At 34.6% G+C, this 24277-nt stretch carries 22 protein-coding genes and 2 pseudogenes; 9 read left to right on the plus strand and 15 right to left on the minus strand.

The features are described 5' to 3' along the window. The first annotated feature begins 1 nt into the window (after position 1). Genes guaB through CIGNP85_RS01645 form a run of 7 tightly spaced genes read left to right on the plus strand, consistent with a single transcriptional unit; the run spans position 2 to position 6170 of the window. On the plus strand, positions 2-1453 hold the full coding sequence (gene guaB / locus CIGNP85_RS01615; protein ID WP_086245669.1) for an IMP dehydrogenase: 1452 nt from the start codon (positions 2-4) through the stop codon (positions 1451-1453). Further along, complete coding sequence (gene metX / locus CIGNP85_RS01620) at positions 1453-2556, plus strand: homoserine O-acetyltransferase MetX (RefSeq protein ID WP_086232431.1); 1104 nt, start codon at positions 1453-1455, stop codon at positions 2554-2556. Before guaB ends, metX begins: the two co-directional genes overlap by 1 nt. Further along, on the plus strand, positions 2549-2737 hold the full coding sequence (xseB, locus tag CIGNP85_RS01625; protein WP_086224145.1) for an exodeoxyribonuclease VII small subunit: 189 nt from the start codon (positions 2549-2551) through the stop codon (positions 2735-2737). Before metX ends, xseB begins: the two co-directional genes overlap by 8 nt. Continuing rightward, positions 2730-3530, plus strand: coding sequence for a carbon-nitrogen hydrolase family protein (locus tag CIGNP85_RS01630; protein ID WP_086286716.1), 801 nt, complete (start codon positions 2730-2732; stop codon positions 3528-3530). The genes xseB and CIGNP85_RS01630 overlap by 8 nt, the downstream gene beginning before the upstream one ends. Continuing rightward, positions 3527-4825 (plus strand): UDP-N-acetylmuramate--L-alanine ligase, encoded by a 1299-nt coding sequence (gene murC, locus CIGNP85_RS01635; protein WP_086286717.1) that lies wholly within the window; start codon positions 3527-3529, stop codon positions 4823-4825. The genes CIGNP85_RS01630 and murC overlap by 4 nt, the downstream gene beginning before the upstream one ends. Then, a complete protein-coding gene (locus CIGNP85_RS01640) occupies positions 4822-5154 on the plus strand; it encodes a hypothetical protein (RefSeq protein ID WP_086235783.1) in 333 nt (110 codons plus the stop codon). The genes murC and CIGNP85_RS01640 overlap by 4 nt, the downstream gene beginning before the upstream one ends. Beyond that, positions 5154-6170 (plus strand): oxidoreductase, encoded by a 1017-nt coding sequence (locus CIGNP85_RS01645; protein ID WP_086286718.1) that lies wholly within the window; start codon positions 5154-5156, stop codon positions 6168-6170. The genes CIGNP85_RS01640 and CIGNP85_RS01645 overlap by 1 nt, the downstream gene beginning before the upstream one ends. A 153-nt stretch (positions 6171-6323) precedes the next feature. Here the strand turns inward: CIGNP85_RS01645 and CIGNP85_RS01650 are convergent, their stop codons facing one another. The 8 genes and pseudogenes from CIGNP85_RS01650 to CIGNP85_RS01685 form a co-directional block, all read right to left on the minus strand. Next, positions 6324-7025 carry an ion transporter gene (locus tag CIGNP85_RS01650; protein WP_086286719.1) on the minus strand — a complete coding sequence of 234 codons (702 nt, stop codon included), beginning with the start codon at positions 7023-7025 and terminating at the stop codon, positions 6324-6326. A gap of 453 nt (positions 7026-7478) precedes the next feature. Next, positions 7479-7829: a hypothetical protein gene (locus CIGNP85_RS01655; RefSeq protein WP_086226462.1), complete on the minus strand. Its 351-nt coding sequence runs from the start codon at positions 7827-7829 to the stop codon at positions 7479-7481. Between the two features lie 139 nt (positions 7830-7968). Then, positions 7969-8316 (minus strand): NINE protein, encoded by a 348-nt coding sequence (locus tag CIGNP85_RS01660; protein ID WP_086226461.1) that lies wholly within the window; start codon positions 8314-8316, stop codon positions 7969-7971. A gap of 12 nt (positions 8317-8328) precedes the next feature. Next, positions 8329-8835, minus strand: a complete 507-nt coding sequence (locus CIGNP85_RS01665) for a hypothetical protein (RefSeq protein ID WP_086286720.1) — start codon at positions 8833-8835, stop codon at positions 8329-8331. Between the two features lie 21 nt (positions 8836-8856). Beyond that, entirely contained in the window at positions 8857-9492 is a 636-nt protein-coding gene (locus tag CIGNP85_RS01670) for a hypothetical protein (protein ID WP_086232437.1), read from the minus strand. 317 nt (positions 9493-9809) lie between these two features. Further along, the gene (locus CIGNP85_RS01675; RefSeq protein ID WP_086224159.1) at positions 9810-10529 is read right to left on the minus strand and encodes a fumarate reductase iron-sulfur subunit; all 720 of its coding nucleotides are present in this window, start codon (positions 10527-10529) and stop codon (positions 9810-9812) included. Then, the gene (locus CIGNP85_RS01680; RefSeq protein ID WP_086232438.1) at positions 10522-12510 is read right to left on the minus strand and encodes a fumarate reductase flavoprotein subunit; all 1989 of its coding nucleotides are present in this window, start codon (positions 12508-12510) and stop codon (positions 10522-10524) included. Before CIGNP85_RS01680 ends, CIGNP85_RS01675 begins: the two co-directional genes overlap by 8 nt. Before the next feature lie 21 nt (positions 12511-12531). Then, a pseudogene (locus CIGNP85_RS01685) lies at positions 12532-13245 on the minus strand (fumarate reductase cytochrome b subunit); the annotation flags it as partial. Positions 13246-13504: 259 nt separating this feature from the next. On the opposite strand from CIGNP85_RS01685, the gene CIGNP85_RS01690 reads away from it, so the two are divergent. Continuing rightward, a complete protein-coding gene (locus CIGNP85_RS01690) occupies positions 13505-15586 on the plus strand; it encodes a TonB-dependent receptor domain-containing protein (protein ID WP_086286721.1) in 2082 nt (693 codons plus the stop codon). 22 nt (positions 15587-15608) lie between these two features. Here the strand turns inward: CIGNP85_RS01690 and ybeY are convergent, their stop codons facing one another. The 4 genes from ybeY to aspS all read right to left on the minus strand — a co-directional run bounded on the left by ybeY (position 15609) and on the right by aspS (position 18971). Continuing rightward, on the minus strand, positions 15609-16016 hold the full coding sequence (gene ybeY, locus CIGNP85_RS01695; RefSeq protein ID WP_086224164.1) for an rRNA maturation RNase YbeY: 408 nt from the start codon (positions 16014-16016) through the stop codon (positions 15609-15611). A gap of 61 nt (positions 16017-16077) precedes the next feature. Further along, the gene (gene ppa, locus CIGNP85_RS01700; RefSeq protein WP_086286722.1) at positions 16078-16596 is read right to left on the minus strand and encodes an inorganic diphosphatase; all 519 of its coding nucleotides are present in this window, start codon (positions 16594-16596) and stop codon (positions 16078-16080) included. A 3-nt stretch (positions 16597-16599) separates the two neighbouring features. Next, entirely contained in the window at positions 16600-17175 is a 576-nt protein-coding gene (locus CIGNP85_RS01705; protein WP_086224167.1) for an adenylate kinase, read from the minus strand. Further along, complete coding sequence (gene aspS, locus CIGNP85_RS01710; RefSeq protein WP_086286723.1) at positions 17175-18971, minus strand: aspartate--tRNA ligase; 1797 nt, start codon at positions 18969-18971, stop codon at positions 17175-17177. Before aspS ends, CIGNP85_RS01705 begins: the two co-directional genes overlap by 1 nt. A 159-nt stretch (positions 18972-19130) precedes the next feature. On the opposite strand from aspS, the gene CIGNP85_RS01715 reads away from it, so the two are divergent. Beyond that, positions 19131-19394: a hypothetical protein gene (locus CIGNP85_RS01715; protein WP_086282527.1), complete on the plus strand. Its 264-nt coding sequence runs from the start codon at positions 19131-19133 to the stop codon at positions 19392-19394. A 93-nt stretch (positions 19395-19487) separates the two neighbouring features. Here the strand turns inward: CIGNP85_RS01715 and CIGNP85_RS01720 are convergent, their stop codons facing one another. The 3 genes and pseudogenes from CIGNP85_RS01720 to CIGNP85_RS08665 all read right to left on the minus strand — a co-directional run. Beyond that, on the minus strand, positions 19488-21179 hold the full coding sequence (locus tag CIGNP85_RS01720; protein ID WP_086282526.1) for a LeoA/HP0731 family dynamin-like GTPase: 1692 nt from the start codon (positions 21177-21179) through the stop codon (positions 19488-19490). A gap of 11 nt (positions 21180-21190) precedes the next feature. Then, entirely contained in the window at positions 21191-23572 is a 2382-nt protein-coding gene (locus tag CIGNP85_RS01725; RefSeq protein WP_086286724.1) for a hypothetical protein, read from the minus strand. Positions 23573-23902: 330 nt separating this feature from the next. Further along, a pseudogene (locus CIGNP85_RS08665) lies at positions 23903-24013 on the minus strand (hypothetical protein); the annotation flags it as partial. Positions 24014-24277: the final 264 nt, after the last annotated feature.

Below are 24277 nucleotides of genomic sequence, written 5' to 3' on the forward strand. Positions count from 1 at the left end.
TATGAAAATCATAAAACGAGCCTTAACATTTGAAGATGTTTTATTAGTCCCACAATACTCTGATATCTTACCAAAACAAGTTGATATTAGATCTAAATTTAGTAAAAATATTGAGTTAAATATACCTATAGTATCAGCAGCAATGGATACAGTTACAGAGCATAGAACTGCTATTATGATGGCTAGGCTTGGTGGAATTGGGGTTATCCATAAAAATATGGATTTAGAATCGCAAGTAAAAGAGGTAAAAAAGGTTAAAAAAAGTGAAAGTGGTGTAATAATGGATCCTATATCAATCACCGCTGATGCTAGTATCAAAGATGCTTTGGAGTTAATGAGTGATTATAGAATTTCAGGTGTGCCAGTAATTGATGAAAATAGTGTATTAATAGGGATTTTAACAAATCGTGATTTGAGATTTGAGCATAATTATAGTAAAAAAGTAGGCGAAGTGATGACAAAAACCCCACTCATTACCGCTCCATCGGGATGTACTTTGGATGATGCGCAAAAGATATTTTCTACAAATAAAGTTGAAAAGCTACCTATAGTAGATAATAATGGTAAATTAGAAGGTTTAATAACCATTAAAGATCTTAAAAAACGCAAAGAGTATCCAAACGCTAATAAAGATAAATTTGGTCGCCTTAGAGTGGCTGCAGCAATTGGCGTTGGTCAAATAGATAGAGCCAAAGCTTTAGCCGAAGCTGGGGTTGATGCTTTGGTGATGGATTCTGCTCATGGCCATAGCAAAGGGATTATAGATACCTTAAAAGAGATTAAATCTCAAATAACTGGAGTAGATATCATAGTAGGTAATGTAGCAAATCCTAAAGCTGTAATAGATCTAATCAAAGCCGGAGCTGATGGAGTGAAAGTAGGTATTGGGCCAGGCTCGATTTGTACTACTAGAATTGTAGCAGGAGTTGGAGTGCCACAAATTACAGCTATTAGCGATTGTGCTGAGGCGGCTAAGGAATTTAATGTGCCTATTATAGCTGATGGCGGTATTAAATATAGTGGCGATTTTGCTAAGGCTTTAGCGGCCGGCGCTAGCTGCATTATGGTAGGTAGCTTACTTGCTGGGTGTGATGAGAGTCCAGGTGAGTTAGTAACCTTCCAAGGCCGTCAATATAAAAGTTATAGAGGTATGGGAAGTATAGGTGCTATGACAAGGGGTAGCAGTGATAGATATTTTCAAGAAGGCACCGCTCAAGATAAGCTAGTTCCCGAAGGGATCGAAGGTCGTGTGCCATATGCTGGTACAATTCGTGATGTGATTCATCAATTAATTGGGGGATTAAGAAGCTCAATGGGGTATTGCGGTAGCAACGATATTAAAACTTTCCAAGATAAAGCCGAGTTTGTAGAGATCACAAGTGCAGGATTAAAAGAGAGTCATGCTCACGATGTTATCATAACTCAAGAAGCACCAAATTATAGAGTAAATTAGTGGAAATATATAGAGCTGTAGAGCATTTTGATGAGCCGTTGCATTTAGAGAGCGGGCGAATTTTAAGCGAATTTGATTTAGCTTATGAGTGCTATGGCAAACTAAATGAGAATAAAAGCAATGCTATAGTCGTATGCCATGCACTCACTGGTTCAGCTCATGCCGCTGGAATTTATGAAGGCGATAGAAAAGCTGGCTGGTGGGATGGTGTAATAGGTGATGGAAAGATTATTGATACTACTAAATATTTTGTTATCTGTGTAAATATTTTAGGAAGTTCATTTGGCTCTACAAATCCTTTGAGTATAGAGCCAAGCACTAAAAAAGAGTATAGACTTCGATTCCCTGTTCTTGTAATTAGCGATGTTGTTAGGGCGCAAATGAGACTATTTGATAGGCTCGGAATTAAAGAAGCATATGCAGTAGTAGGTGGTAGCCTTGGGGGAATGCAAGCTTTGTGCTTTGCTATAGAGTTTCCAAATTTCGCCAAAAGAGTGATAATGTTAGCTACTACATATGCTACTAAAGCTTGGGCTATTGCATTTAATAAAATCGCTATTGAAGGCATAGTAAAAGACCCAAATTTTAAAGGCGGCTACTATGATAAAGATGATATAACAGCAAATGGCCTAGCAGGTATGGCACTTGGTAGAATGGCTGGGCATATTAGCTTTTTAAGTCCTGCTACAATGGATAAAAAATTTGGTAGAAAATATGTAGAAACTGATGGTTTATACGAGCTTTTAGGTAGATTTGAAGTAGATAGGTATATGGAGTATAATGGCAATAACTTCCCTAAAAGATTTGATCCATTATCATATCTATATGTTGTTAAGATGATGAATAACTTCGATTGTACTAGGCACTACGGCTCACTTAATGAAGCTTTGATGCTTACTCGTGCTAGGCTAACATTTATCTCATTTAGTGGTGATATTTTGTTTCCGCCAAATTTGATGCTTGAGATGTATGAAGCGCTAGTTAAGATAGGTCAAGGGCATAGAGGAAGATATATATGCGTTGATAGTGATTATGGACATGACGCATTTTTAGTCGAGATAGATAAGATAGAAAAACATATTAAAAAGGCATTAGATGAGTGAGAGTTTTGAAAATAAAATAGATAAAATTGAGAAGCTTTTAGAGAGTTTAAATAATGAGAATTTAGCGCTTAGTGATAGTATAAAACTATATAAAGATGGATTAAAGCTAGTAAATGAAGCTAGAGATATGCTAGAAAATGCTAAGCTAGAGATTACTCAAATAGGAGAAGAGAGTGAGTAAGGTAGCAGCTTTACAGTTGTATACTTTGGCTATGAGCGATTCAAGAATCGATCATTATTTAAATTTAGCAGCTAAAGGTGGCGCTAGCGTAGTAGTGCTTGGCGAGTATGTGATAAATTCGTTTTTTAATGAGATTATAAAGATGCCAAAATCTATGATAAAAGAGCAGAGCGAACACAAAAGAACTAGTTTATCAATGATGGCAAGTAAATACAATCTAACAATTATCGCGCCACTTTTACAAATCAAAGGCAAAGAGTGTAAAAAGGTCGTAGCTAAATTTAGCCCACAAAGCACAAAATATGAAGAGCAAAATATTTTAATAGACTATCCTCACTGGAATGAGGCGAAATTCTACTCTAAAAAAGATAGCTTTGGGATAATGAGTTTTAGTGTTGATAGGATTAAATTTGGGGTTGTTTTTGGCTTTGAGGCGCATTTTGATCGAATTTGGGCTGAGATTGTAGCTAAAAAGGTCGATTGCGTGCTATTGCCAAGCGCTTGTACGCTAAATTCTAATGAGCGATGGAATGAACTTTTAAAGATGAGAGCGCTTACAAATAATATATATATCGTTCGTGTAAATCGTCTTGGCAAAACTAAATTTGGCGAGGTTGAGAGTGAGTTTTATGGGCAAACTATGCTTATAAATCCACATGGGGAGATCGAGAGTAGTCTAGATGCAAATGAAGGAATGCTAATGTGTGATATAGATAAAAAGCTAATTACACAAGCTCGCTCAATATGGAAATTCCGTCAAAAAGCTGAAGCGTTATTAGGATTAAATATATGAAAAAAGTTCATTTCATCGGTATTGGCGGGATTGGAATTTCAGCGATTGCTAGGTTTTTAAAAGAGCGTGATTTTATAATCAGTGGCTCTGATATTGCTGATAGTGCTATTACTAAAGAGCTTAGAGCTAGCGGTATGAAAATCACCGTTCCACATTGTAAAAGTGCTATAGAAGATCCTGATTTTGTAGTATATAGTGCTGCAATTAAAGGTGATAATGTAGAACTTTTAGAGGCTAGAAAGCGTGGCATTGAGTGCCTATCAAGGAAGGAGGCTTTGCCGTTTATTTTAGAGGGTAAAAGAGTATTTGCTGTAGCTGGAGCACACGGCAAAAGCACCACTTCAGCTATGCTTGCAGCCCTTATGGAAGGTAGCGCTATAATTGGTGCTATAAGTAAAGAATTTGGCTCAAATATGAAGTATGAAGCTAGTGATAATTTGATATTTGAAGCTGATGAGAGTGATAGTAGCTTTTTAAATTCCAATCCATTTTTAGCTATTGTAACAAATGCTGAACCTGAACATATGGAGCATTATGATAATGATATTGAGAAATTTCATGCTGCTTATAAGGGCTTTTTAGAAAGAGCTAAGATTCGTATTATTAATGCTGAAGATGAGTTTTTAAGCACTATTAAAATGGACGCTATTAGATTAGAAAAAGGCGATATAACCAATCTTCAAATGGTGCTTAGAAATTATGAGCCATATACAAGTTTTCATCTCAAAGGACTTGGTAAATTCGAGGCTTGGGGCATGGGAGAGCATATCGCTGTGGATGCGAGTCTTGCTATTTTGGCGGCTAATTCTATGATGGGACTTGAAGAAGTTAGGGAAAATCTTAAGAAATTTAAAGGGATAAAAAAGCGATTTGATATATTAGTAGCTAATGAGAAATTCGCTTTAATCGATGATTATGGTCATCATCCTACAGAGATTAAAGCGACTCTAAAAAGTGCTAAAGAGTATGCAAGGTTGCTTGGACTTGAGAGCATTACAGCGATATTCCAACCACATAGATACTCAAGATTAATGGCAAATTTAGATGGATTTAAAGCGTGTTTTAGCGATGTTGATGAGCTTGTGGTATTGCCTGTTTATGCCGCTGGTGAAGAGCCAAATAATATAGATTTAAAGAGCGAGTTTAAGGGTGCTTTATTTGCTGATAGCATTAAACGCAACGGCAATAGTATTGAATTTTTTGATAATTTTGGCGTTAAACATAGCTTAGCTAGTGGCCTTGTGATCGGCTTTGGTGCCGGAGATATCAGCTATCAGCTAAGAGGCGAGAGATGAGAATTTTGCTTTTTTTAGTTTTTATCCTTGCTATTTTGATCTTTCTTGCTGTGTTTAACGATAAATTAAATTTAAAATCCAAGATATCTATTTTAGCGCTTTGTAGTGCTATATTTTTTATTGGGTTTTTATATAATGAGATGGATAATCAAAGAAGCATTGATATAAATGAGCTTTTGTATAAATTTAACTCAAAAGAGATTATAAAATGCGGAGATTATAATGTTACGAGTGCGAAATTTAATTATGAATTTGGCACCAGTAGCTTTGTCTCTAAAGACCAAAACGGCATAATAATACCGATAGAAAAATGTTTAAAGGAGAACTAATGTCTATATTATTTGAATCTATTAAAGTTGGTAATTTCACACTTCCAAACCGCATAGCTATGCCACCAATGTGTGTTTATAAGGCTAGGGATTATAGCGGATTGCCACGATGTTTTCATAGATTACACTATCCGGCTAGATCGCTTGGTGGAGTTGGATTTATCATCGTTGAAGCCACAGCGGTATCACCAGAGGGTTGTATATCTAAAAATGATTTAGGCTTATGGAGTGATAATCAAATAGAAGCACACGCTAAGCTAAATTATGAGATTAAAAAATATACTTGCAAAACTACAGCCGTGCAGCTAGGACACGCCGGAGCCAAGGGGACTTGTGATAATATATTAAGTCCTAGTGGAATATGCTTTAGCCCTGAATACCAGCATCCAAAGGCGCTAAACACTCAAGAAATTTATGAGATTGTAACTAAATTTAAAGATGCCGCTATAAGAGCCAAGGCCGCTAATTACGATATCGTAGAGATACACGCAGCGCATGGGTATTTGATTAGCGAGTTTTTAAGCCCATTAACCAATAAACGAGATGATGAATTTGGCGGAAGTATAGATAATAGAATGCGACTTCTAAGCTTGATTGCTCAAGAGATTTCACCTATTATCCCATTTGGTGTTCGCATTAGCGCTGATGATTGGGAGGTGGGCGGAAATACCATAGAAGATAGCAAAATCATAGCCAAAAAATGTGCCGAGCTAGGTGCTTGCTATATCAGTGTATCGGCCGGTGGCGTGGTAACTAAGCCAAGCCTAGTTCCAGAACTTAAGCCTATGTATCAAGCAGGTTATGCAAAAGCTATTAAAGAGGTGGTAAATATACCAGTTATTGGAGTAGGATTAATCACTACTAAAGAGCAGGGCGAGCAGATGATAGAGGGCGGATACTGCGATATAGTAGCCTATGGTAGGGAGCTTTTACGCAATCCAAATTTCGCTCTATACGCAGCTGCTAGCGAGGGTAAAAATGAGCTTATAGACTTCTCATACCAAAGGGCATTTTAGTTGCTTTGTTGGTAAGCAACTATTTGTATTGAGATAGATTTGTAATATTTTGAGATTTGAGAATTTAGGAATTTGATAATTTTAAATTTTATAATTTTGGAATATTACAAAATATCTAAATTTAATTTTTATCTTTAAATTCAGCTAAATACGCTATTTATTAAGCTCATTTAGGCTATTTACGATGACGCCTACGATGAGATTTAGCGCTATCATGCCCACAATGACGATATAGCTTACAAAAACTATCCACGCATATGGATAGACCTCCATCACAGGCCGCACGATGCCCATACTCCAGCTCTCAAGCGTCATTATCTGAAATAGCGTATATAACGCCCTTGGCAATGTGCCAAACCACTCAGGGAATTTCTCTCCAAACAACTCCACGCAAAGCACGCCATAAACATAGTAAAAAATGCTAAGCAAGGCTGAAATACTAAGCATTGCTGGGATTGTTTTTAGCACTGCATCGACCACCACGCGCATAGCTGGTACTGATGAGATGAGTCGCAAAATCCTAAGTGTTCTAAGTGTGCGAAGTACTGAATACTCAATAGCTACAAAGCTAAGTGTGACTATTAAAAAATCAAAGATATTCCACCATTTTTCTTTATTTGTAAAAAATGTTAGGCGGTAGCAAAATAGACGCAGGGCAAGCTCTATGGTAAAAATCACAAGGCAGAGCATATCAAGGGCGTTTAAAAGCCCGCCAAAACTAGCTTTTATCTCAGTGCTGGTGTTTAGTCCTAGCAAAAGCGAGTTAAATAAAATCACCGCAATTATGGCGTAATTCCACGCCTTGTTCTCGATTATACTTTGAAGTCTTGAGCGTAGGGTTATGATTGATGACATTTTTTACCTTTTGTTTTATGATATTTTAGCAGAATTATAGCCGAAAATTGTGAAAAATTTGGGGAATTTTAGAATTTCTTATAGAATTCACTAGAGGGTTTGCTGTTTTTTGAGCTAGTTTTGCGAAGAAGTCCACTCTAGTCCATCAACATCAGTTGTTATTTCTAAAATATTACTGCAGTTTGTCATAAAATGCCGTGGTTAAATATTTAGCTTTTTGTGGAAATTTGTAGCTAAAATTGGGGTAAGCCACTTTGCAATTGCTACGATTTAGAGTAATGCTATTTATGGCAATATCATCTAATGCTGTTATGTGATATTTTGAAAACCAAAAATACCTGTGTAAGTCTATTTGTTTGTGTTTATATTTTTACTGGTGCATTTTTAGCAAATACGCTACTTACTAGAAAAATACTAGCTAGAATTAAGATTTTTTCATTGTTTCTCATTTTGTTAAGCTTGTTTTTCTTCTAGTTTGTAGGCATCTGTTTTAATAAATTTATAGCAAGGTATATTAAAATACGATCTTATAAATGAATTTTTTACCTCTTCACCATTTAAGATAGCAATTAAGGTCTCGTAATTATAAGTTTTTTTATTTTTATAAGTATTCCAAAACTCATAAATAAATGCTCCAAGAGCTATAAAAAGCCCAACACCACCTTCAATAATTTTAGAGCCAAAAATATTGCGAATAATAAAATCATCCACAAAACCTAGAATTACTAAAAAAATAACACATTCTATTATGATTAAAGGAATAGCTAAAAATGTCATTAAAGTAGGATTGTAAAACTTATACATTGCCAGTGCTTGTGTTACTTTTGTTTTTTATCTTCGCTTAGCGAGCTAGCTTTTTCTTTAATATTATTCATAAGATCGATTCTGTTTGGAAAATACGACATATGTGTCATCAAAAAAATATTTATATCCATTTTAGCTTCTAATACCCTGAGAGTACCATATTTAGTTTCATAAAGTTATCTTTTTGAATTCCTTTATAAACTAAAAATAAATCTACAATCACCCAAATAAAGCCTATTAAAATAAACATAGAAAGAAATTTTATAATTCCAAGCCCTATATCACCTTTGTAAAATCTATCTACGCCAAAACCACCAAAAAGTAAGCCTAAAATAAGCCCAATTACTGGGCTTTTTAGTTCAACTAATGCTAGGCTTGTGATTTTATCATCTGGGATTTTTTCTAGCCTGCCTTGTGTGGCTATTAGCTCATTTGCTCCAATTTTACCTTGTAAAGACATTAAAAAATTTTGTGCTGTAGGTGTCATTTTTATCCTTTCTTAATATGCATCTACGCTATTTAAATCGCTCATAAGAGCACCAAAAAATGAAAACATAGCGATAGAGACTATCACGCCAATTACCGAGAGAGCAATAGCTACATATATAGCCCATTTTGCTACGCCAGACATTTGTACGAAGATCATATCATTATTCATATCTAATGCTTGTTCAAAACGCTTGATTACAAAATATTTGCCAGCAATAGGTATAGCAATCGTTACAATAGCAGGTAAAAGTGGCACAAAGCTTGTAAGTACCAAAGCTACAAAAAAGCCTAAACCATGCATATTTAGTTTTCTATAAAACAAAAACCAAATAGTGCCAATAAATCCCCACCAAGACCAAGTAGGCGTAAATTTAAGTGAGATTCTGCCACCAGTGTTAAAAAACTTTTCTGCTGCTTGAGCGTAAATCTCTACTTTTTCTGGTGTTTGTAAGTAAGCTAAGAGTTTTTCTCTTAGAAGTTGTGGATTTTCAAACACTGCCTTTGTTTGTTCTGTCATTTTTTCTCCTTATTTTTGAATTTAACTAAAAAATGGTTTTAATTCACTAATCATAGATACAAAATCTTTTAAAGTACAAGCAGTTTGAATCCACTCTTTTGCTTTTTCAATGCTTATATCTTTTTTTGATATATTTTTTACAATTTTTATTATATTTTCACTGCCAACTTCTTTTTCTAAAAGCTCTAAAAACTTGCCCTTATCAATGCTTACAAGTTCGCTATTAAAAGAAAAATCATATTTAGCGCCACCAAGCTTTTTTAGTTTTTCATCAAGTATGCTTTTTTGTTCTCTACTCTCTAAACTAAAACATATTTTGCCTTTATTTTCGCTTTCAAATATTTCTATTTTTTTATCTCCAAGCTTTTTAATCAAATCTTTAAAAATATCTTTATATTCATCATTATCCATAAATTTAAAAGCAATATTATTTTGTATAGTTTTGATTTTTGAAGGTGTAGAAACTAGAATTCTAGCTAACTCATTTGGGCTATATTCGTGTAAAAAATCATTCTTTTCTAGCACCACAGCGTGTTTGTTTAAAAGATACAATAAAAACTCGCAAATATCACTTTTTTGAGCATTTAAAAGCCCTTGTTCTATCTTTTTCCACAGCTCATCTAAAAACTTATCTGCGTGATTATTTTTAAATTTCATTTTATATCCTTTTTAAGAAAAATAAAATTAAAGCTCAATTATACCCCCCCCCTAATTAATATTAACTTAAATTTGGATAATAATTAAATAAAAATTTAAATAGTATTAAACTAAAATAATATATTTTTAAAATTATAAAGCTATTAAAATTTGATTTTATAAAGGTAGATGAAATTGGAATTTTGCTGATGAATAAAAGAATAAAAATAAAAAACAAAGAATAAAAAATGGAGAATAAAAATAATAAAAATCCCAAATTCTAATAAATTTGGGATTTTAAAGCCACGCTATCAAAAGTGGGCGAAAGCTAAATTTGTTTATTTTACAGTAGCTAGTTTGCGGCGCATATAGGCGATTTTGCTTTGAAGTGGCAAGTGTTTAGGGCAGTTGTCTTCACAACCAAGCAAGCTCATACAACCAAAGACGCCATTATCATCGCCTACAAGCTCATAGAAATCTTCATCGCTTCTATTGTCTAGTGGATCAACTTTAAATCTAGCCACACGGTTAAGCCCCACAGCACCGATAAAGTCAGGTCTCATAAGAGCCGTTCCACAACTTGCTACACAGATACCGCACTCGATACAACGATCAAGCTCAAAGGTCTCTTGAGCTGCGTCTGGATCGACTTTTTCTTCCATTTTGCTAATATCAGTAGTGTGATTTGAGTGTATCCAACTCTCAACTCTTTTACTCATATTATTCATCCAGTTACCTGTATCAACGCTTAAGTCTTTAAGTAGTTTAAATGCAGGTAGTGGCATAAGCTCGATAACGCCACTTGGATAATCTTTTGTAAGAGTTCTACAAGCTAGTTGCGGGCGACCATTTACGACCATACCACAGCTTCCACAGATCCCAGCACGACAGACAAAGTCAAAGCTAAGACCCGGATCAAATTTTTCACGAATTTGATTTAATGCGATGAAAAGTGTCATACCATCGGTTTCTTCTAGTTCATACTCAGCAAAGTGCGGTTTGCTAACTTTACTTTGAGGATTGTATTTAAATGCTCTAATTTTTATTTTTCTACTCATAGCCTATACCTGCTCTTTCGTTTAATGCTTTGTATTTTGGTTGAAGTTCATAGTGCATTAAAGCATCTTGAATTTCATGTCTATTTTTGCCTTCAGCTTCCATTTTAGAGCGGATCTCATCAACTTCGGCTTGGCGTTTAGCTGATAGTGGATTTTCTATGATATTGCCTTTAGCGCCATATCCACGGAATGCTGGCGGCATCTCCATTTTCATAATATCTAGCTCTTCGTATTCTAGTGTTGGGAGCGTATCGCCTTCTTTCCAGTATGCCAAAGTTCTCTTACACCAGTTAGCGTCATCTCTTTTTGGATAGTCCTCTCTATAGTGTGCGCCACGACTTTCAGTTCTTTGAAGTGCGCCATAAGCCACACATAGAGCTAGTTTAAGCATTTTAGGCACACGATAAGCCTCTTCAAGCTCAGGATTACCATATAGCTCTTTATTTTCTAATTTTACATTTGTGCTCTCTTTGTATAGCTCTTCTAGCTCTTTTACAGCTTTGGCTAGACCATCGCCAGTTCTAAAGATAGCCACATGTTCCCACATTATATCTTTCATCTTATTTTTGATTTCAAATACATTGTATTTGCCATCTTTATTGATGAGTTCATTTAGATATTCTTTGCTTTTATTGATAAAGCTCTCTATTGTTTTGGTTTGGATATCTACTTCATTTTTATCACAATACTCAGCGAAATAATCCCCGATAATCATACCACTTACTACAGTTTCAGCAACGCTATTTCCACCAAGGCGGTTAAATCCATGCATATCCCAACAAGCAGCTTCACCGCAACTAAATAGCCCTTTTAAGGTTTGGCTCTCACCAGTTGGTTTGACACGAATTCCGCCCATTGAGTAGTGTTGCATTGGTAGAATAGGTGCCCAACCTTTTGGACCTTCATCAGCTGGATCTATACCATTGAAAATTTGGCAAATTTCTTGGACATCACGCAAGTTTTTCTCTATATGCTCTCTACCAAGAATGCTAATATCTAGCCAGACATGCTCGCCATAAGGGCTTTTAACCCCTTTACCATTTCTAATATGTTCCATTATACGGCGACTAACAACATCACGGCTAGCTAGCTCTTTTTTCTCTGGTTCATAATCAGGCATAAAGCGGTATCCATCAACATCTCTTAATATCCCACCATCACCACGGCAGCCTTCAGTTAGTAATATACCGCTTGGAACAATTGGAGTTGGGTGGAATTGGACGGCTTCCATATTGCCAAGTCTAGCAATACCAGTCTCAAGAGCGATAGCAGCGCCTGTGCCTTCGCAAATAACAGCGTTTGTAGTGTGTTTGTAAATTCTACCATAACCACCAGTTGCGATTAGGGTGCCTTTGGCTACATAAGCTGTGATCTCGCCAGTTACTAAATCCCTAACAATCGCACCATAACAGCGGTTATTTTCATGGATTAGAGCTATAGCTTCTTTGCGGTCATGAATTTCTACATTGCGTTTTAAAGCTTCATTTGCCACGCCAAATAGCATTGTATGGCCAGTAGCATCAGCAGTAAAGCAAGTTCTCCATTTTTTTGTACCGCCAAAGTCACGGCTATGGATTAAACCATGTACGCTCTCTTTTTCATCAATTGTAGTTTTTTGTGCGTTTATGATAGCGCTTCTTTTGCCTTTTGTGATTCTAGTCCAAGGCACGCCCCAACTAGCAAGCTCACGGATCGCTTTAGGTGCGGTTTGGACAAACATTCTAGCAACTTCTTGATCGCATCCCCAGTCGCTACCTTTGACAGTATCGGCAAAATGCACATCTTCATTATCGCCTTCACTCATTTTTGAGTTACCAAGGCTTGCTTGCATACCGCCTTGAGCGGCAGCAGAGTGGCTTCTTTTGACAGGACATAGGCTTAAAACTACGGTGCTAAGACCCTTATCAGCAGCGGCTACAGCAGCTCTTAAACCAGCTAGACCACCGCCGATTACTAATGCATCATAATATTTTACATTCATACTATACTCCTAGTTCATAGCGATTTTAAGAAATGCCCCAAGGCTTAATAGTCCAAGAGCTATAAAGAATACGCTTAAAATCCATTTAGCTTTTTTTAGATTTTTACGAGTTGCTTTGGCATCTTTGCCCTCAAACCATCCCCATTTCACGCATAGTCTGTATAGACCTATACTTCCGTGAAGTTCAACAGCAAAAAGCAATACTAGATAAAATAACCACATAAAATGGCTATAAACACGCTCAGCTGATCCAAGTGTGCCATCAGCTAGTAGGGCGATTTGATCTGAATTTGTGATGATGATGATTAGGTGCGCTGACCCAAGGAAAAACATAATAAACCCAGTACAAGCCTGAATCCACCAAAGTGTTGTATCTTCGTGTTTCATACGAGTTGCGTGAGCACGATAAATTTGCCATTGTCTAAAATTGATAGGCATTTTTCTCATACCAAGCGCAGCATGGACAAAAAAGATTACAAGCACACAGGCTGCCAAAAAGCTAGTAACATAGCTCATATTTGGGCTATCATACATAAATCTAAGCTCTAAAATATGCACAACTTGGTTATAAACATCTTCACCAAATAGTATGGTAGATACAAACAGCATATGTGCCCACATAAATAGTCCTAGGAATAGCCCAGTTCCACTTTGAATAAGATCGAGTTTTGCAGGAATTCTACTCTTCTTGCGATCCTCGCTTATACCAAGAAACCCTTCGATTTGCTTACTCATAAGCTCCCCTTATAATTTGAAATTTAGACGGATAATTTGTAATTATACATTAGCTAAACTTGATATATTATTAAATTCATCTATTAAATTATAATCAAAAGTATCTATTTTTAGGCTTTTGAATCGAATTTTAAATAATAACTTAGATAATATTTTGATTTATTTGATATTTAAATTTAGTTAAATTTGGCTTGCTTTTAAATCTATTTTAATAATTATTATCATATAATTTCACTATTAATTTTTTAAAGGTGAATTTATGAATAAAAAATATTTACTTTCTGTAGCTGCAATCGCATATATATCAAATTGCGCTCTAGCCAGCGATAAATATGCATTAGATGAGGTGGTTGTTACGGCTTCGGGATTCTCTCAAGAGATTAAAGAAGCTCCAGCAACAATGAATGTCATTACCAAAAAGGATTTAGAAAGAAAGCCATATAGAGATGTAGCTGAGGCTATATCTGATATACCAGGAGTTGATATATCAGCACCTGGCAAAACTGGTGCGAATAATATATCTATACGCGGTTTAGGTAATGGATATGTACTAATCTTAGTCGATGGAAGACGTCAAGGTATTAGTGGAGATATAGGACCAAATGGATTTGGTGAGGTGATGAACGCATTTTTGCCGCCACTTTCTAGTATTGAAAGAATAGAGGTTATAAAAGGTCCTATGAGTACCCTATATGGCTCAGAGGCATTAGGTGGCGTGGTAAATATCATCACTAAAAAGGTTAGCGATGAGTGGAGTGCTTCATTTGGATTAAATACCTTAATAAATGAGGATAATCAGTGGGGAAATTTATATGGATTTAATATCTATGCTGATGGTCCATTAATAGAGAATAAACTAGGCGCTACATTTAGATATGCACAAAGCTATAGAGAGCAATCAAATGTAATATATAGAAATGAACATGGTAAAGAATTAGATAGAAGTCAAGGTGAAAGCCCAACAAAGGCTAATAACTATAATATAGGCACAAGATTAAACTATATGCATGATGATGCAAATACATTTACATTTGATATAGATTATGCTAGAAATCACTATGATAATAGAGAGGGGCAGCTTGGTACAGTAGGAGCAAAAGGCGGCTATGAACCAACTATGGATGTAGAAAAGTTAGTAACCTATCTAACGCATGAGGGTGTGTATGATGGATTTACTATAAATTCAGGTATTCAGTATAACCGCGTAACTAATGATAGTAGATTAGTTGTAGCACAAAATCCATATAAAGGACAAAATAGAGATATCTTAGCTCAAGATTATATAGCTGATACTAAGGCTGTGATTCCAATTGGTCAAAGTAATATATTAAGCGTTGGGGCTGAGTATAAACTAGAAAAAATGCAAGATAAGATAGCTAGTCCAAGCAGATTTAGCCAGTATGCTATAGCGGCATTTGCTGAAGATGAGTATTCGATATTAGAAAATTTAAGATTAACACTAGGTGCTAGATATAACTACCATGAGACATTTGGTAATAATATCTCTCCAAGAGTGTATCTAGTCTATAATCTAAATGATAACTTCACATTTAAAGGTGGTGTATCAACAGGCTTTAAAGCTCCTACAGCAAATAAGCTAATAGCTGGAGAGTATAACTATAGCGGTCAAGGCAAAACCCCAACATACGGTAATCCAGATCTAAAAGAGGAGACATCGATAAACTATGAGCTAGGTATGGGCTATAGTGATGATATATTTGATATGGCTGTAACTGGATTTATCACTGATTTTAAAGATAAAATTTCAAGCACATCATACAATCAAGGCGAAGCTATACCTCATATAGGAAATTGTAACGCAAGTGCTACTGGAGGTAGCTCATGCTCTCAAGCTATAAATCATGGTGAAGTGCAGTATATGGGTGTAGAAGTTAGCGCCGGACTTAGACCTATTAGTGATATGAATTTAAATTTATCCTATACATATCTAGATACTGAGATTAAAGATAGTGCTACTAAAGATAGCATAGGCAAACCAGAAGAGGGAAGCTTAAAGCATAATATAGTAGCTAAAGCTAACTACTCTATAACTAAAAAAATCACTCCATGGATAAAAGGTGAGTGGCAGATAGATAGATATATGGGGAATGATAATATAAATAGAGAGTATTATCAAAATGTATTTTTAGCCTCTTTAGGTGCTTCATATGAGATAAATAAAAATTGGAGCCTAAATGCTGGAGTATATAATCTATTTGATAAAGATTTTACAGATGGATTTGAAACTTATAAAAACAAAGGTAAAGATGCATATGTAAATACATATGATAGAGTAGATGAAGGTAGAAGATACTATCTATCACTAAATGGTAGATTCTAAAAGATAGTAGGGCTAGTCCCTACTACTCATCTAATGTTCTTACTATTAGGCTATCTGGTAAATTTAGCTCATTTAAGATTTCAATTTCTTTTCTTCTCATCTGTCCATCATCGTTTTCATGGTCATATCCAAGAATATGAAGTAATCCATGAGTAAAAAGTAGAGCTATCTCTTCATCTATTGTGTGTCCTAGTTCATTGGCTTTAGTCATTGCTAGGTCTGTATTTATAACTATTGAGCCAATTGGAAAGTGCGGGACATAGTGGAGCGGAAAGCTTAAAACATCTGTTGTTTTATCTATTTTGCGCTCTTTTAAATTTATTTGATGCATAGCATCGCTATCAACTAATAAAAGCTCTATATCAGCAGTTGTGAGCTTGGAGACGATAATATCTAAAATCTCTGGATAGGACTCTTCGCAGATTATCATTTTAATCCTTTAGTTGATAATTTAAATTTAATTAATGTGGCAAGATTTTGCCACATTAAGGTTATTTGTAAGCTTTGATAGCTTTGTCTAAGATATCTTGAGCTTTTTTAGCATCTTCGAAACCTTTGACTTTTACCCATTTGTTTGGTTCAAGCATTTTATATGTTTCAAAGAAATTTTTGATCTTATCAAGTGCGGCTTTTGGTAGGTCATCTATGCTTTTGATACCATCATATCTAGGGTCGATTTTGGTTACTGGGACTGCTAAGAGCTTTTCATCCATGCCGCTCTCATCTTCCATTACCAAAACGCCTATTAAGCGACAAGGTATCACGCTACCGGCTTGAAGTGGGTATTCGTTTAAGACTAAAACATCAGCTGGATCGCCATCATCAGCTAGAGTTGATGGGATAAATCCATAATTAGCTGGATAAAACATAGCTGAGTATAGCACGCGATCTACTACGACAGCACCGCTATCTTTGTCTATTTCGTATTTGATATTTGATCCGTATGGGATCTCGATTACTGCGTTTAGTTTATCTGGATTATTGCCAGCTTTGATTTTACTTATATCCATAATTTACTCCTTTATCATAGTGTTTAATAAATTTGCCATATCGCTAACAATCTCTTCGATGGTGCGTTCGCCATTGATATTGCGAAGTAGGGATTTGCTACTATAAAAATCTCTAATCTCTTTAAGTGGGGCTAGATAGACTTTCATTCTGTTATTAAAGACTTCATCATTATCATCAGCGCCTCTAGCTCTGCCTAAGACTCTCTCTCTTGCGACCTGTTCGCTTACATCTACTTCTATAACGCCACTTAGTTTAACATCATTTGTATTTGATAAGACCTTATCAAGCTCTAACATTTGCTCTACACTTCGTGGATAGCCATCTATTAAAATATACTCTGTAGGGCTAGATTTAATAGCGCTAACTATGGTATTTACAACTACATCTAGTGGGACTAGATTGCCTTTAGAGATGAAGCTATCTATCAAGCGACCAAGATCGCTACCACTAGCGACTTCAGCTCTTAATAGATCGCCTGTTGAGTAGTGGCTAAATTTAGAGTCGTTTTTAGCTATTATACTAGCGTCTGTAGTCTTTCCGCTGCCTGGGGCGCCTATTATTAAAAATAGCTTTTTCATTATTTTTCCTTTTCTCTTAATCTTAATCCTAAATCTCTTAACTGATGAGCATCTACGCCACTTGGGGCTTGAGTCATTAGACATGAGGCTTTTTGAGTTTTAGGGAATGCTATAACATCTCTTATGCTTGATGAGTTTGTAACTAGCATAATAAGTCTATCTAAGCCTATAGCAAATCCACCATGCGGAGGCGCACCAAAACTAAGCGCATCAAGTAAAAATCCAAATTTCTCTCTTTGTTCGTTTTCATCTATTTTAAGAAGTTTAAAGACCTTTTGTTGAATATCATTTTTGTGAATTCTAATGCTTCCACCGCCAAGCTCAACACCATTTAAGACAACATCATAAGCTATGCTCGTGATATCTTCTAAATTTGGCTCATCTGGGTTATTAGGCATTGTGAATGGATGGTGCATCGCTGAGTAGCTACCATCATCATTTTGCTCAAACATAGGGAAATCTACAACCCATAAAAATTCTAATGATTTTTGATCTATTATACCAAGCTCATTAGCTAAAAAAATTCTAAATCGACCCATATAATCAAGCACAGTTTTTTTCTCTCCAATACCGAAAAATACGACATCACCGATTTTAAGATCTATTCTAGAAACTAGCTCTTTTAGATCGCTTGGATTAAAAAATCTAACTAGTGGCCCTTTTAGGCTAAGTCCATCAAAATTTACGCAGTTATCTTGTCCGGCTGTATCTTTTGGATCTTTTATTTGGATAAATGCTAAGCCTTTAGCGCCAAATTTACGGACAAATTCTTCAAATCTTTGCATTTGGCGTTTGCTAAATATATTATCTCCATTTGGGACTTTTATAGCTTTGGCTCTATTTTTCTTTGGATCTTGTGCTGGAGTGCTAAAAATTTGATTATTTGATTTAGCGAAGATATCGATTACATCGACCATAGCTAGGTCAAATCTAAGATCTGGCTTATCACTACCATAAAACTCCATAGCATCTTTATAACTCATTCTTTTAAATGGAATTTGGATATTATGCCCACAAGCTGCAAATATATCTTTTAGCACCTCTTCGCCGACTTTTATCACATCTTCTTGATCGCAAAAGCTCATTTCAACATCAATTTGAGTAAATTCAGGTTGGCGATCAGCTCTTAAATCTTCATCTCTAAAGCACCTTGCGATTTGAAAATACTTATCAAATCCAGCACACATTAATAGCTGTTTAAAGAGCTGTGGGCTTTGTGGTAGGGCGTAGAATTCGCCAGGATGAACACGGCTAGGCACTAGATAATCCCTTGCGCCCTCAGGTGTAGCACGAGTTAGCATAGGGGTTTCAACCTCTAAAAATCCTAATCTATCAAGGGCATTTCTACACGCTATGCTAGCTTTTGAGCGAAGTTGAAATTTGCTTAGGCTATCTTCATTTCTTAAATCCAAAAATCGATATTTAAGCCTAATATCTTCACCAACGCTATTATCGCCGATTACAAAAGGTAGTGGAGCGCTCTCATTTTCAATGATTAGCTCATCTATTACGACTTCAATTTCGCCGGTTTTTAGCTTTGGATTTACTAGTCCCTCACCCCTAGCTCTTATCTTTCCTTTGGCTCTTAGGACATATTCATCTCTAACTTTTGATGCTATTTCGTGTGCTGATTTGCTGTCTGCTGGATCGCATACAAGCTGGATAATTCCACTTCTATCACGAAGATCTATAAATATAACGCCGCCGTGGTCTCGGTATGAATTTGCCCAACCACATAGACTGACGCTTTTACCGATATCTTGTGCGTCTAAGTCGGTGCAGTAATGACTCCGCATATTAATCCTTTCGTTTGTAAAAAGTCGCCATTATACATTAAATTTTATAAAACTTTTATTAGAAATTTTGACTAGTGAGCGGGTAAAGTTAAATTTCATTTTATTATTATACTTTATATTATATTTTTTTGTGTAGAATTTGGCTTTTAAGGGAGAGTTATGTCTAAAATTCATAAAAATTTAAATACTATAGCAATTACAACTAGAGATCCAATCGAGCAAAAAGATGCGTTATTAAAGATTATAAAAAGTCGCTCAATTGATGTGATATTTGAGTCTCATGTGGCTCAAAGTATATCATTAGAAGGGTATGAATTTAGTGAGTTAATCAAAAGAGCAAAACTAGCAACTCCGAGCGCATCAAAAAAGCCAAACAAAACCCAAAGTCTAGCAAGTATTCAAAATCCCGCCAAAAATAGCTAATATCTTTGCTCATTTTTGGCAGAATTATAATAAAGCTATGCAACAGATAATGTCGCAAAGATAGGAATTCTAGAATTTAAAAGAGTAAAATGCTTAGTTTATTTCTTCAAATTCGGCGTCTATTATCTCGCCTTCTTGAACCCACTTTTCAAATTCAATTTTTCTAGCTTCAAACTCCCTTTTTGTATTTTCTATCATTTTTATAGATTTTTGTAGTTCTAGGTACTGAGGAAAGTATTTTTCTATAAATACACCCTCATCATTTAAAGAATCCATGATCTCTCTTTGCTGGTTATTTAGTTTTTCTTCCATATCTGCTTTTGCTTTTTGAAATTCCTGCTCTTTTTGTGCTTTTTGATATGAATCCCATAATTCAAAAGCAAGCCCTAACGCTGCTAAACCAGCATTTAATCCTTTTGCAAGATTTACAGCTCCCCACGGTTTAAACTTAAGCCCTACATCTACTCCTATCATTTTTGCACCAGATCGTATAACATCTCTTGTGGCTTTGATATTTGTGGCATTTATTATATTTGAGCTTGTTAGCCACTTGATGCCTTGCTGTCCATAAGTTATAGCCATTTTGGCAAAACTATTCATCTCAAAATCTAAATCGGTCTGTAGTTTTCTAAGGCTGGTACTCACAGCCATAACTCTTTTGTCAAAGGCATTTTGGATAGTGGTATCTATATTTATTCCCTTATCACCGATTTCAAATACAACAAAATCACTTATAGTCTCAAGCCCAGTATCTTTTAATTTTCGTAAAAGTCCCTTGAAATAAGTATTTATAAACTCTCTTAAATGCACTCTAGCATCACTAATTTCAGGTCTTAGTCTATCCATTTGCTTTTGAAGCATATTGCTGCTATCAGTTAGTTTGATTATTTCTTTACTGATTTTTTCATTTGCTTGTTTTGCTACTGGCAGTTGCTTGTTTAACACATCTTTTATTATGCTTTTTTTAGTTTCGTTTGCTATATTTTCAACTCCACCGCTTTCTTTTATTTTCTTAGCTGTGCTTTCTTGTAGGGTTTGTATATGAGATAGTTTTTTAAACTCATCAGGATTTTTTAGCCAATACTCTATCCCTTCATCATCAGGATTTGCACTAACTGCTACTATACTAATTCTATAAAGTTCATCATCACTAAGATTTAAGAGTTCCTTTAGTCTAAGAAGAACATTATTTTTCTTTATTTCAAAATGTTTTTCGTATTCCTCATCCGATTCCATATCAGCCACTTCGTCAAACTTGCTTAGAATAAATATCGTTCTAGGAAGTAGATTTAAAGTCTTAAACAACCACTCTAAATCATCTTTGTGACTTTCTTTTATCGGATTTATTGAGTTCATAACATATAAAACTAGGTCCGCCTCGCTTACATATTTTTTTGTAATATTTTTATATGCTTCAATATCGCCATTACTGATATTTTTTTCTTTAAAACCAAAAAGTCCTGGAGTATCTACAAGATCAATATCATCTAAGTGATATATGGCAACAGCATCAGATGATTCTTCGTGACTTATTTTCATATCATCTTTTATTTTTTCTAGCCAAGCTGCTGCTATAGAAGTTTTACCCTCACTAAATCCGCCGATCAAGGCTACTTTTAATTTTTGATTTTCTATATTTGAAGTAGCATCAGCGATTTTCTTTTTTAAAGATTCATCTATTGAGATGCCTTGTTCTTCACCTCGTGCCAAAAAAACTGCTAAATCATTTAAAATTTTGCTAGCTTGTTCTTTTTTATTTTTGAACTCATTTAAAGTAGTGTTCATTACTTCTCCTTTTATTTAAAGTTTTTTGAAATATTTTCTAGTTCTTTTTGCGTGTTATTAAAGTGTTTTATCATCTGATTTATGCTTTCATATTTTTGGTAAAACTCATTTGTGATTATATCTATTTGCTCCTCCATTTTCTCAAATATTTTTTCAAACTCACTGTTTAAAGCTCCTTTAATTTGTCTAGCTTGTTTCCTAATATTTTCATCTGCTGCTTTTTTTTGCTCTCTCATTTTATAGCTATCACTAAGAAATTTTTGAATACTTTTAACAAAACTAATAACAACAGTAACAACACCGATAACAAGGGTAGCAACAGCTAGTGCCCCTCCAGTAGCCAAAGAACCAGCCACCCAAGCTAGCGCACCAGCACCAATCAACGAACTAGCAAGACCTATTTTATCAATTCCATTATCAATATTTATTGATAGGTCTATATCAGAGTTTAATTTTACATTATCTTTAAAATCTTTTATATTTATAGAAATCTTGCGCTTAAACCCTTCTATGTCACTAGTTAGTTTTTTATTAAAACTATCAAAACAAAGTTTTAACTTATCATCTAGCTCACTTTTTAATTTATCCATTTGGTCTTCTATGGCTATTTTAAGCTCATACTTAAAGTCATCATCACTGATATTTGTATCTATTATATTATATATTTTTTCACCGCTTTCTTCTTCAAATCTCATAACACACGCATCAGCACAAGACTCTATTTCGTTTTTTGTCCCTCTTAGTGTATTTTCTAAAGCAAATTTGCCATCCTCGTAGCTCGATTTTATATCAGCACAAAGTGGCTCATAGCTTTTTATAATATCTTTGATATTTTGGATAAACTGAAGCAGAACACTTTTTGCCTTACTGATATTTGATTGTCTGATTTTTTCTTTTGTATTTGCAACAAGCTCATTTGAGAGAAAATTACTAAATTGTGTTATCAAGGATTTTTCCAACAGCTCATCTTTACTATATTGAGCTAAAAATTTTGCTTGTTCAACCTCTAAACTCGAACCAGGTGCTATAGAGCTAGCAAGTGATAAAAATGCTATTCTAGCACTAAGAATTTTTGTGTGTGCATAATGCTTGCCTAATATTTCACTCATTTTTTGATCTAGCACTTTTAAACTTTTTACAATATCTTCACTGATTATATCATGGTTTAGAGGTCTAGGACTTGTGATGCGCTTATTATAGATTGTATATACCTCACTTTGTGCGCTTAAATGCTCTTTAATCTTTTCTATTGTTCCTTTTTTGCCATTTTCTCCTTTTTGTGGAGGTTTTGGTTCGCTTGTTACAAAAAATACACAATGTGCTTGTTTGACAGCTTTTTCTATCTCACTTATAACTATTTTTTCATCACCTTCTATACCAGGCATATCTATTATTTTAAAATCTTGATTATTTAAAGAAAATCTATATTCAGAATTCGAAATAGTAAAATCGGATTTTCCATTTCCTATAATAGCTCCATCTTCATACTTAGCCAAATCTCTTTGATAATCATCAAGCTTTCTTTTTTCATCAAAGATTACTTTTTCCCTCTCTTGCTTTATATTAGCTAGGCTATTTTCTTTTTCATTTATGGTATTTTTATGCATCGATTCTAATTCTGTATTTTTTTTATTCTCTTTATCCACTGTTTTTTCCTGCTCATTTTGAAGTAGTATAAATTTTGAATAAAGATCATTTATAACCTTCATCTTTTTTCGAATATCATCATCAAAGAAAAAAAACTTTATTTTTTGAAAAAAAGATACTTTACGAGTTTTTTCTCTAATTTGCAGAATTTCTATTTTGTCTTTTATATTTTTTTGGCTCAAATCATCATTTAAGCTTAATTCGGCATAAAGCTCGCCAACAAAATGGTTGATTTTTTGCTCTTCTTGTCTTAAATTTTCAGTATACCTTTGCAAAAGTGCCGAAAAATCGTTTTTTCTGCTTTCAAGTTCAGCGCTAAACTTATTTTTTAACGATAAGATATCAGCATATTCTTTTTCTAGTTCATTTTTAACCTTCTCTTCTAAAGCACTCAATGCATCTTTTGCCTTGATGATTTCACCCACTTTTGAATTAAACTTTTCGGTAGCTTCTACTTTTGTTTTTTCCTTTAAAAGCAAGCGCAATGACTCAATTAGAGTAGATTTTCCAGCATTTGTCTCTCCATAAAAAGCTATTGTATATGTATCTAACTCTTGATTTTCCTTGTATTCTTTAATATTCTTATCTAGTATTTCCTTACAATCTGAAACACTCTCGTAGGCAGCTTCTTTTGCCAGTCTCTCTCCATCATCTTCATTTTTATCGTGTATTTTTAGTTTTTCTTGAACTTCGCTTACTTTGTTTTCTAAGTAATCATAGATATCTTTTATGTCAATGTTTGCCATATTTTGTTCCTTTTTAGATATTTTTTAAAAAACGCCATATTCTACCCCCCCCCCATAAAAGTCAATAATTTTTTTAACTAAATGTAAAATTTAAGTTAACTTTTATTTTAAGGTAACAAATTCTAGAATTCTCTAGAATTCACTAGGGAATTCTAAAATCTTAGCACCTTATCTATCCAGCTCATTTTGACTGGCACCATTACTGAGCCGCACTTTGGGCAGCTGCGAAGCAAGGCAGAGCAGCCCGCTAGCTGTATTTTTGTCCTGCCACATTTTAGGCATTTGTATTTTTAAGGATGCGAAACGAAACCCATTTTTTCTCCTTTTTTAAAATATCAGCGCATCAAGTAAAAATCCAAATTTCTCTCTTTGTTCGTTTTCATCTATTTTAAGAAGTTTAAAGACCTTTTGTTGGATATCATTTTTGTGAATTTGTAAGTTCATATCTCTCAAAAAAGAATCTAGATAAGTTATCTGATAGCATAATAAAACCTTAATTTAGATAGTTGCACTAAGTATTTATTAAAATAAAGAAAATTATCTCTTTTTATGCCTTTAAATTTGCTTAATATATGCTCGAAATATACCTAAAAGTTTTAATGCTGTTTTAATGTTGTAAGTTTATTTTTACTTTTTGATTTGTTTGTTGTGTTTTTCTCTATAATGAGTTAAAGCTGATACTTTGTAGTCTAGCAAGCTTTAAAG

The organism is Campylobacter sp. P0085 (assembly GCF_002139495.1).
Taxonomy (GTDB): domain Bacteria; phylum Campylobacterota; class Campylobacteria; order Campylobacterales; family Campylobacteraceae; genus Campylobacter; species Campylobacter devanensis.

Bases quoted from the DNA above. Each gene is read 5' to 3' on its own strand.
- guaB (WP_086245669.1), top strand. From the start codon at position 2: ATGAAAATCATAAAACGAGCCTTAACATTTGAAGATGTTTTATTAGTC.
- xseB (WP_086224145.1), top strand. From the start codon at position 2,549: ATGAGTGAGAGTTTTGAAAATAAAATAGATAAAATTGAGAAGCTTTTA.
- murC (WP_086286717.1), top strand. From the start codon at position 3,527: ATGAAAAAAGTTCATTTCATCGGTATTGGCGGGATTGGAATTTCAGCG.
- CIGNP85_RS01640 (WP_086235783.1), top strand. From the start codon at position 4,822: ATGAGAATTTTGCTTTTTTTAGTTTTTATCCTTGCTATTTTGATCTTT.
- CIGNP85_RS01645 (WP_086286718.1), top strand. From the start codon at position 5,154: ATGTCTATATTATTTGAATCTATTAAAGTTGGTAATTTCACACTTCCA.
- CIGNP85_RS01650 (WP_086286719.1), bottom strand. From the start codon at position 7,025: ATGTCATCAATCATAACCCTACGCTCAAGACTTCAAAGTATAATCGAG.
- CIGNP85_RS01655 (WP_086226462.1), bottom strand. From the start codon at position 7,829: ATGTATAAGTTTTACAATCCTACTTTAATGACATTTTTAGCTATTCCT.
- CIGNP85_RS01660 (WP_086226461.1), bottom strand. From the start codon at position 8,316: ATGACACCTACAGCACAAAATTTTTTAATGTCTTTACAAGGTAAAATT.
- CIGNP85_RS01665 (WP_086286720.1), bottom strand. From the start codon at position 8,835: ATGACAGAACAAACAAAGGCAGTGTTTGAAAATCCACAACTTCTAAGA.
- CIGNP85_RS01670 (WP_086232437.1), bottom strand. From the start codon at position 9,492: ATGAAATTTAAAAATAATCACGCAGATAAGTTTTTAGATGAGCTGTGG.
- CIGNP85_RS01675 (WP_086224159.1), bottom strand. From the start codon at position 10,529: ATGAGTAGAAAAATAAAAATTAGAGCATTTAAATACAATCCTCAAAGT.
- CIGNP85_RS01680 (WP_086232438.1), bottom strand. From the start codon at position 12,510: ATGAATGTAAAATATTATGATGCATTAGTAATCGGCGGTGGTCTAGCT.
- CIGNP85_RS01690 (WP_086286721.1), top strand. From the start codon at position 13,505: ATGAATAAAAAATATTTACTTTCTGTAGCTGCAATCGCATATATATCA.
- ybeY (WP_086224164.1), bottom strand. From the start codon at position 16,016: ATGATAATCTGCGAAGAGTCCTATCCAGAGATTTTAGATATTATCGTC.
- ppa (WP_086286722.1), bottom strand. From the start codon at position 16,596: ATGGATATAAGTAAAATCAAAGCTGGCAATAATCCAGATAAACTAAAC.
- CIGNP85_RS01705 (WP_086224167.1), bottom strand. From the start codon at position 17,175: ATGAAAAAGCTATTTTTAATAATAGGCGCCCCAGGCAGCGGAAAGACT.
- aspS (WP_086286723.1), bottom strand. From the start codon at position 18,971: ATGCGGAGTCATTACTGCACCGACTTAGACGCACAAGATATCGGTAAA.
- CIGNP85_RS01715 (WP_086282527.1), top strand. From the start codon at position 19,131: ATGTCTAAAATTCATAAAAATTTAAATACTATAGCAATTACAACTAGA.
- CIGNP85_RS01720 (WP_086282526.1), bottom strand. From the start codon at position 21,179: ATGAACACTACTTTAAATGAGTTCAAAAATAAAAAAGAACAAGCTAGC.
- CIGNP85_RS01725 (WP_086286724.1), bottom strand. From the start codon at position 23,572: ATGGCAAACATTGACATAAAAGATATCTATGATTACTTAGAAAACAAA.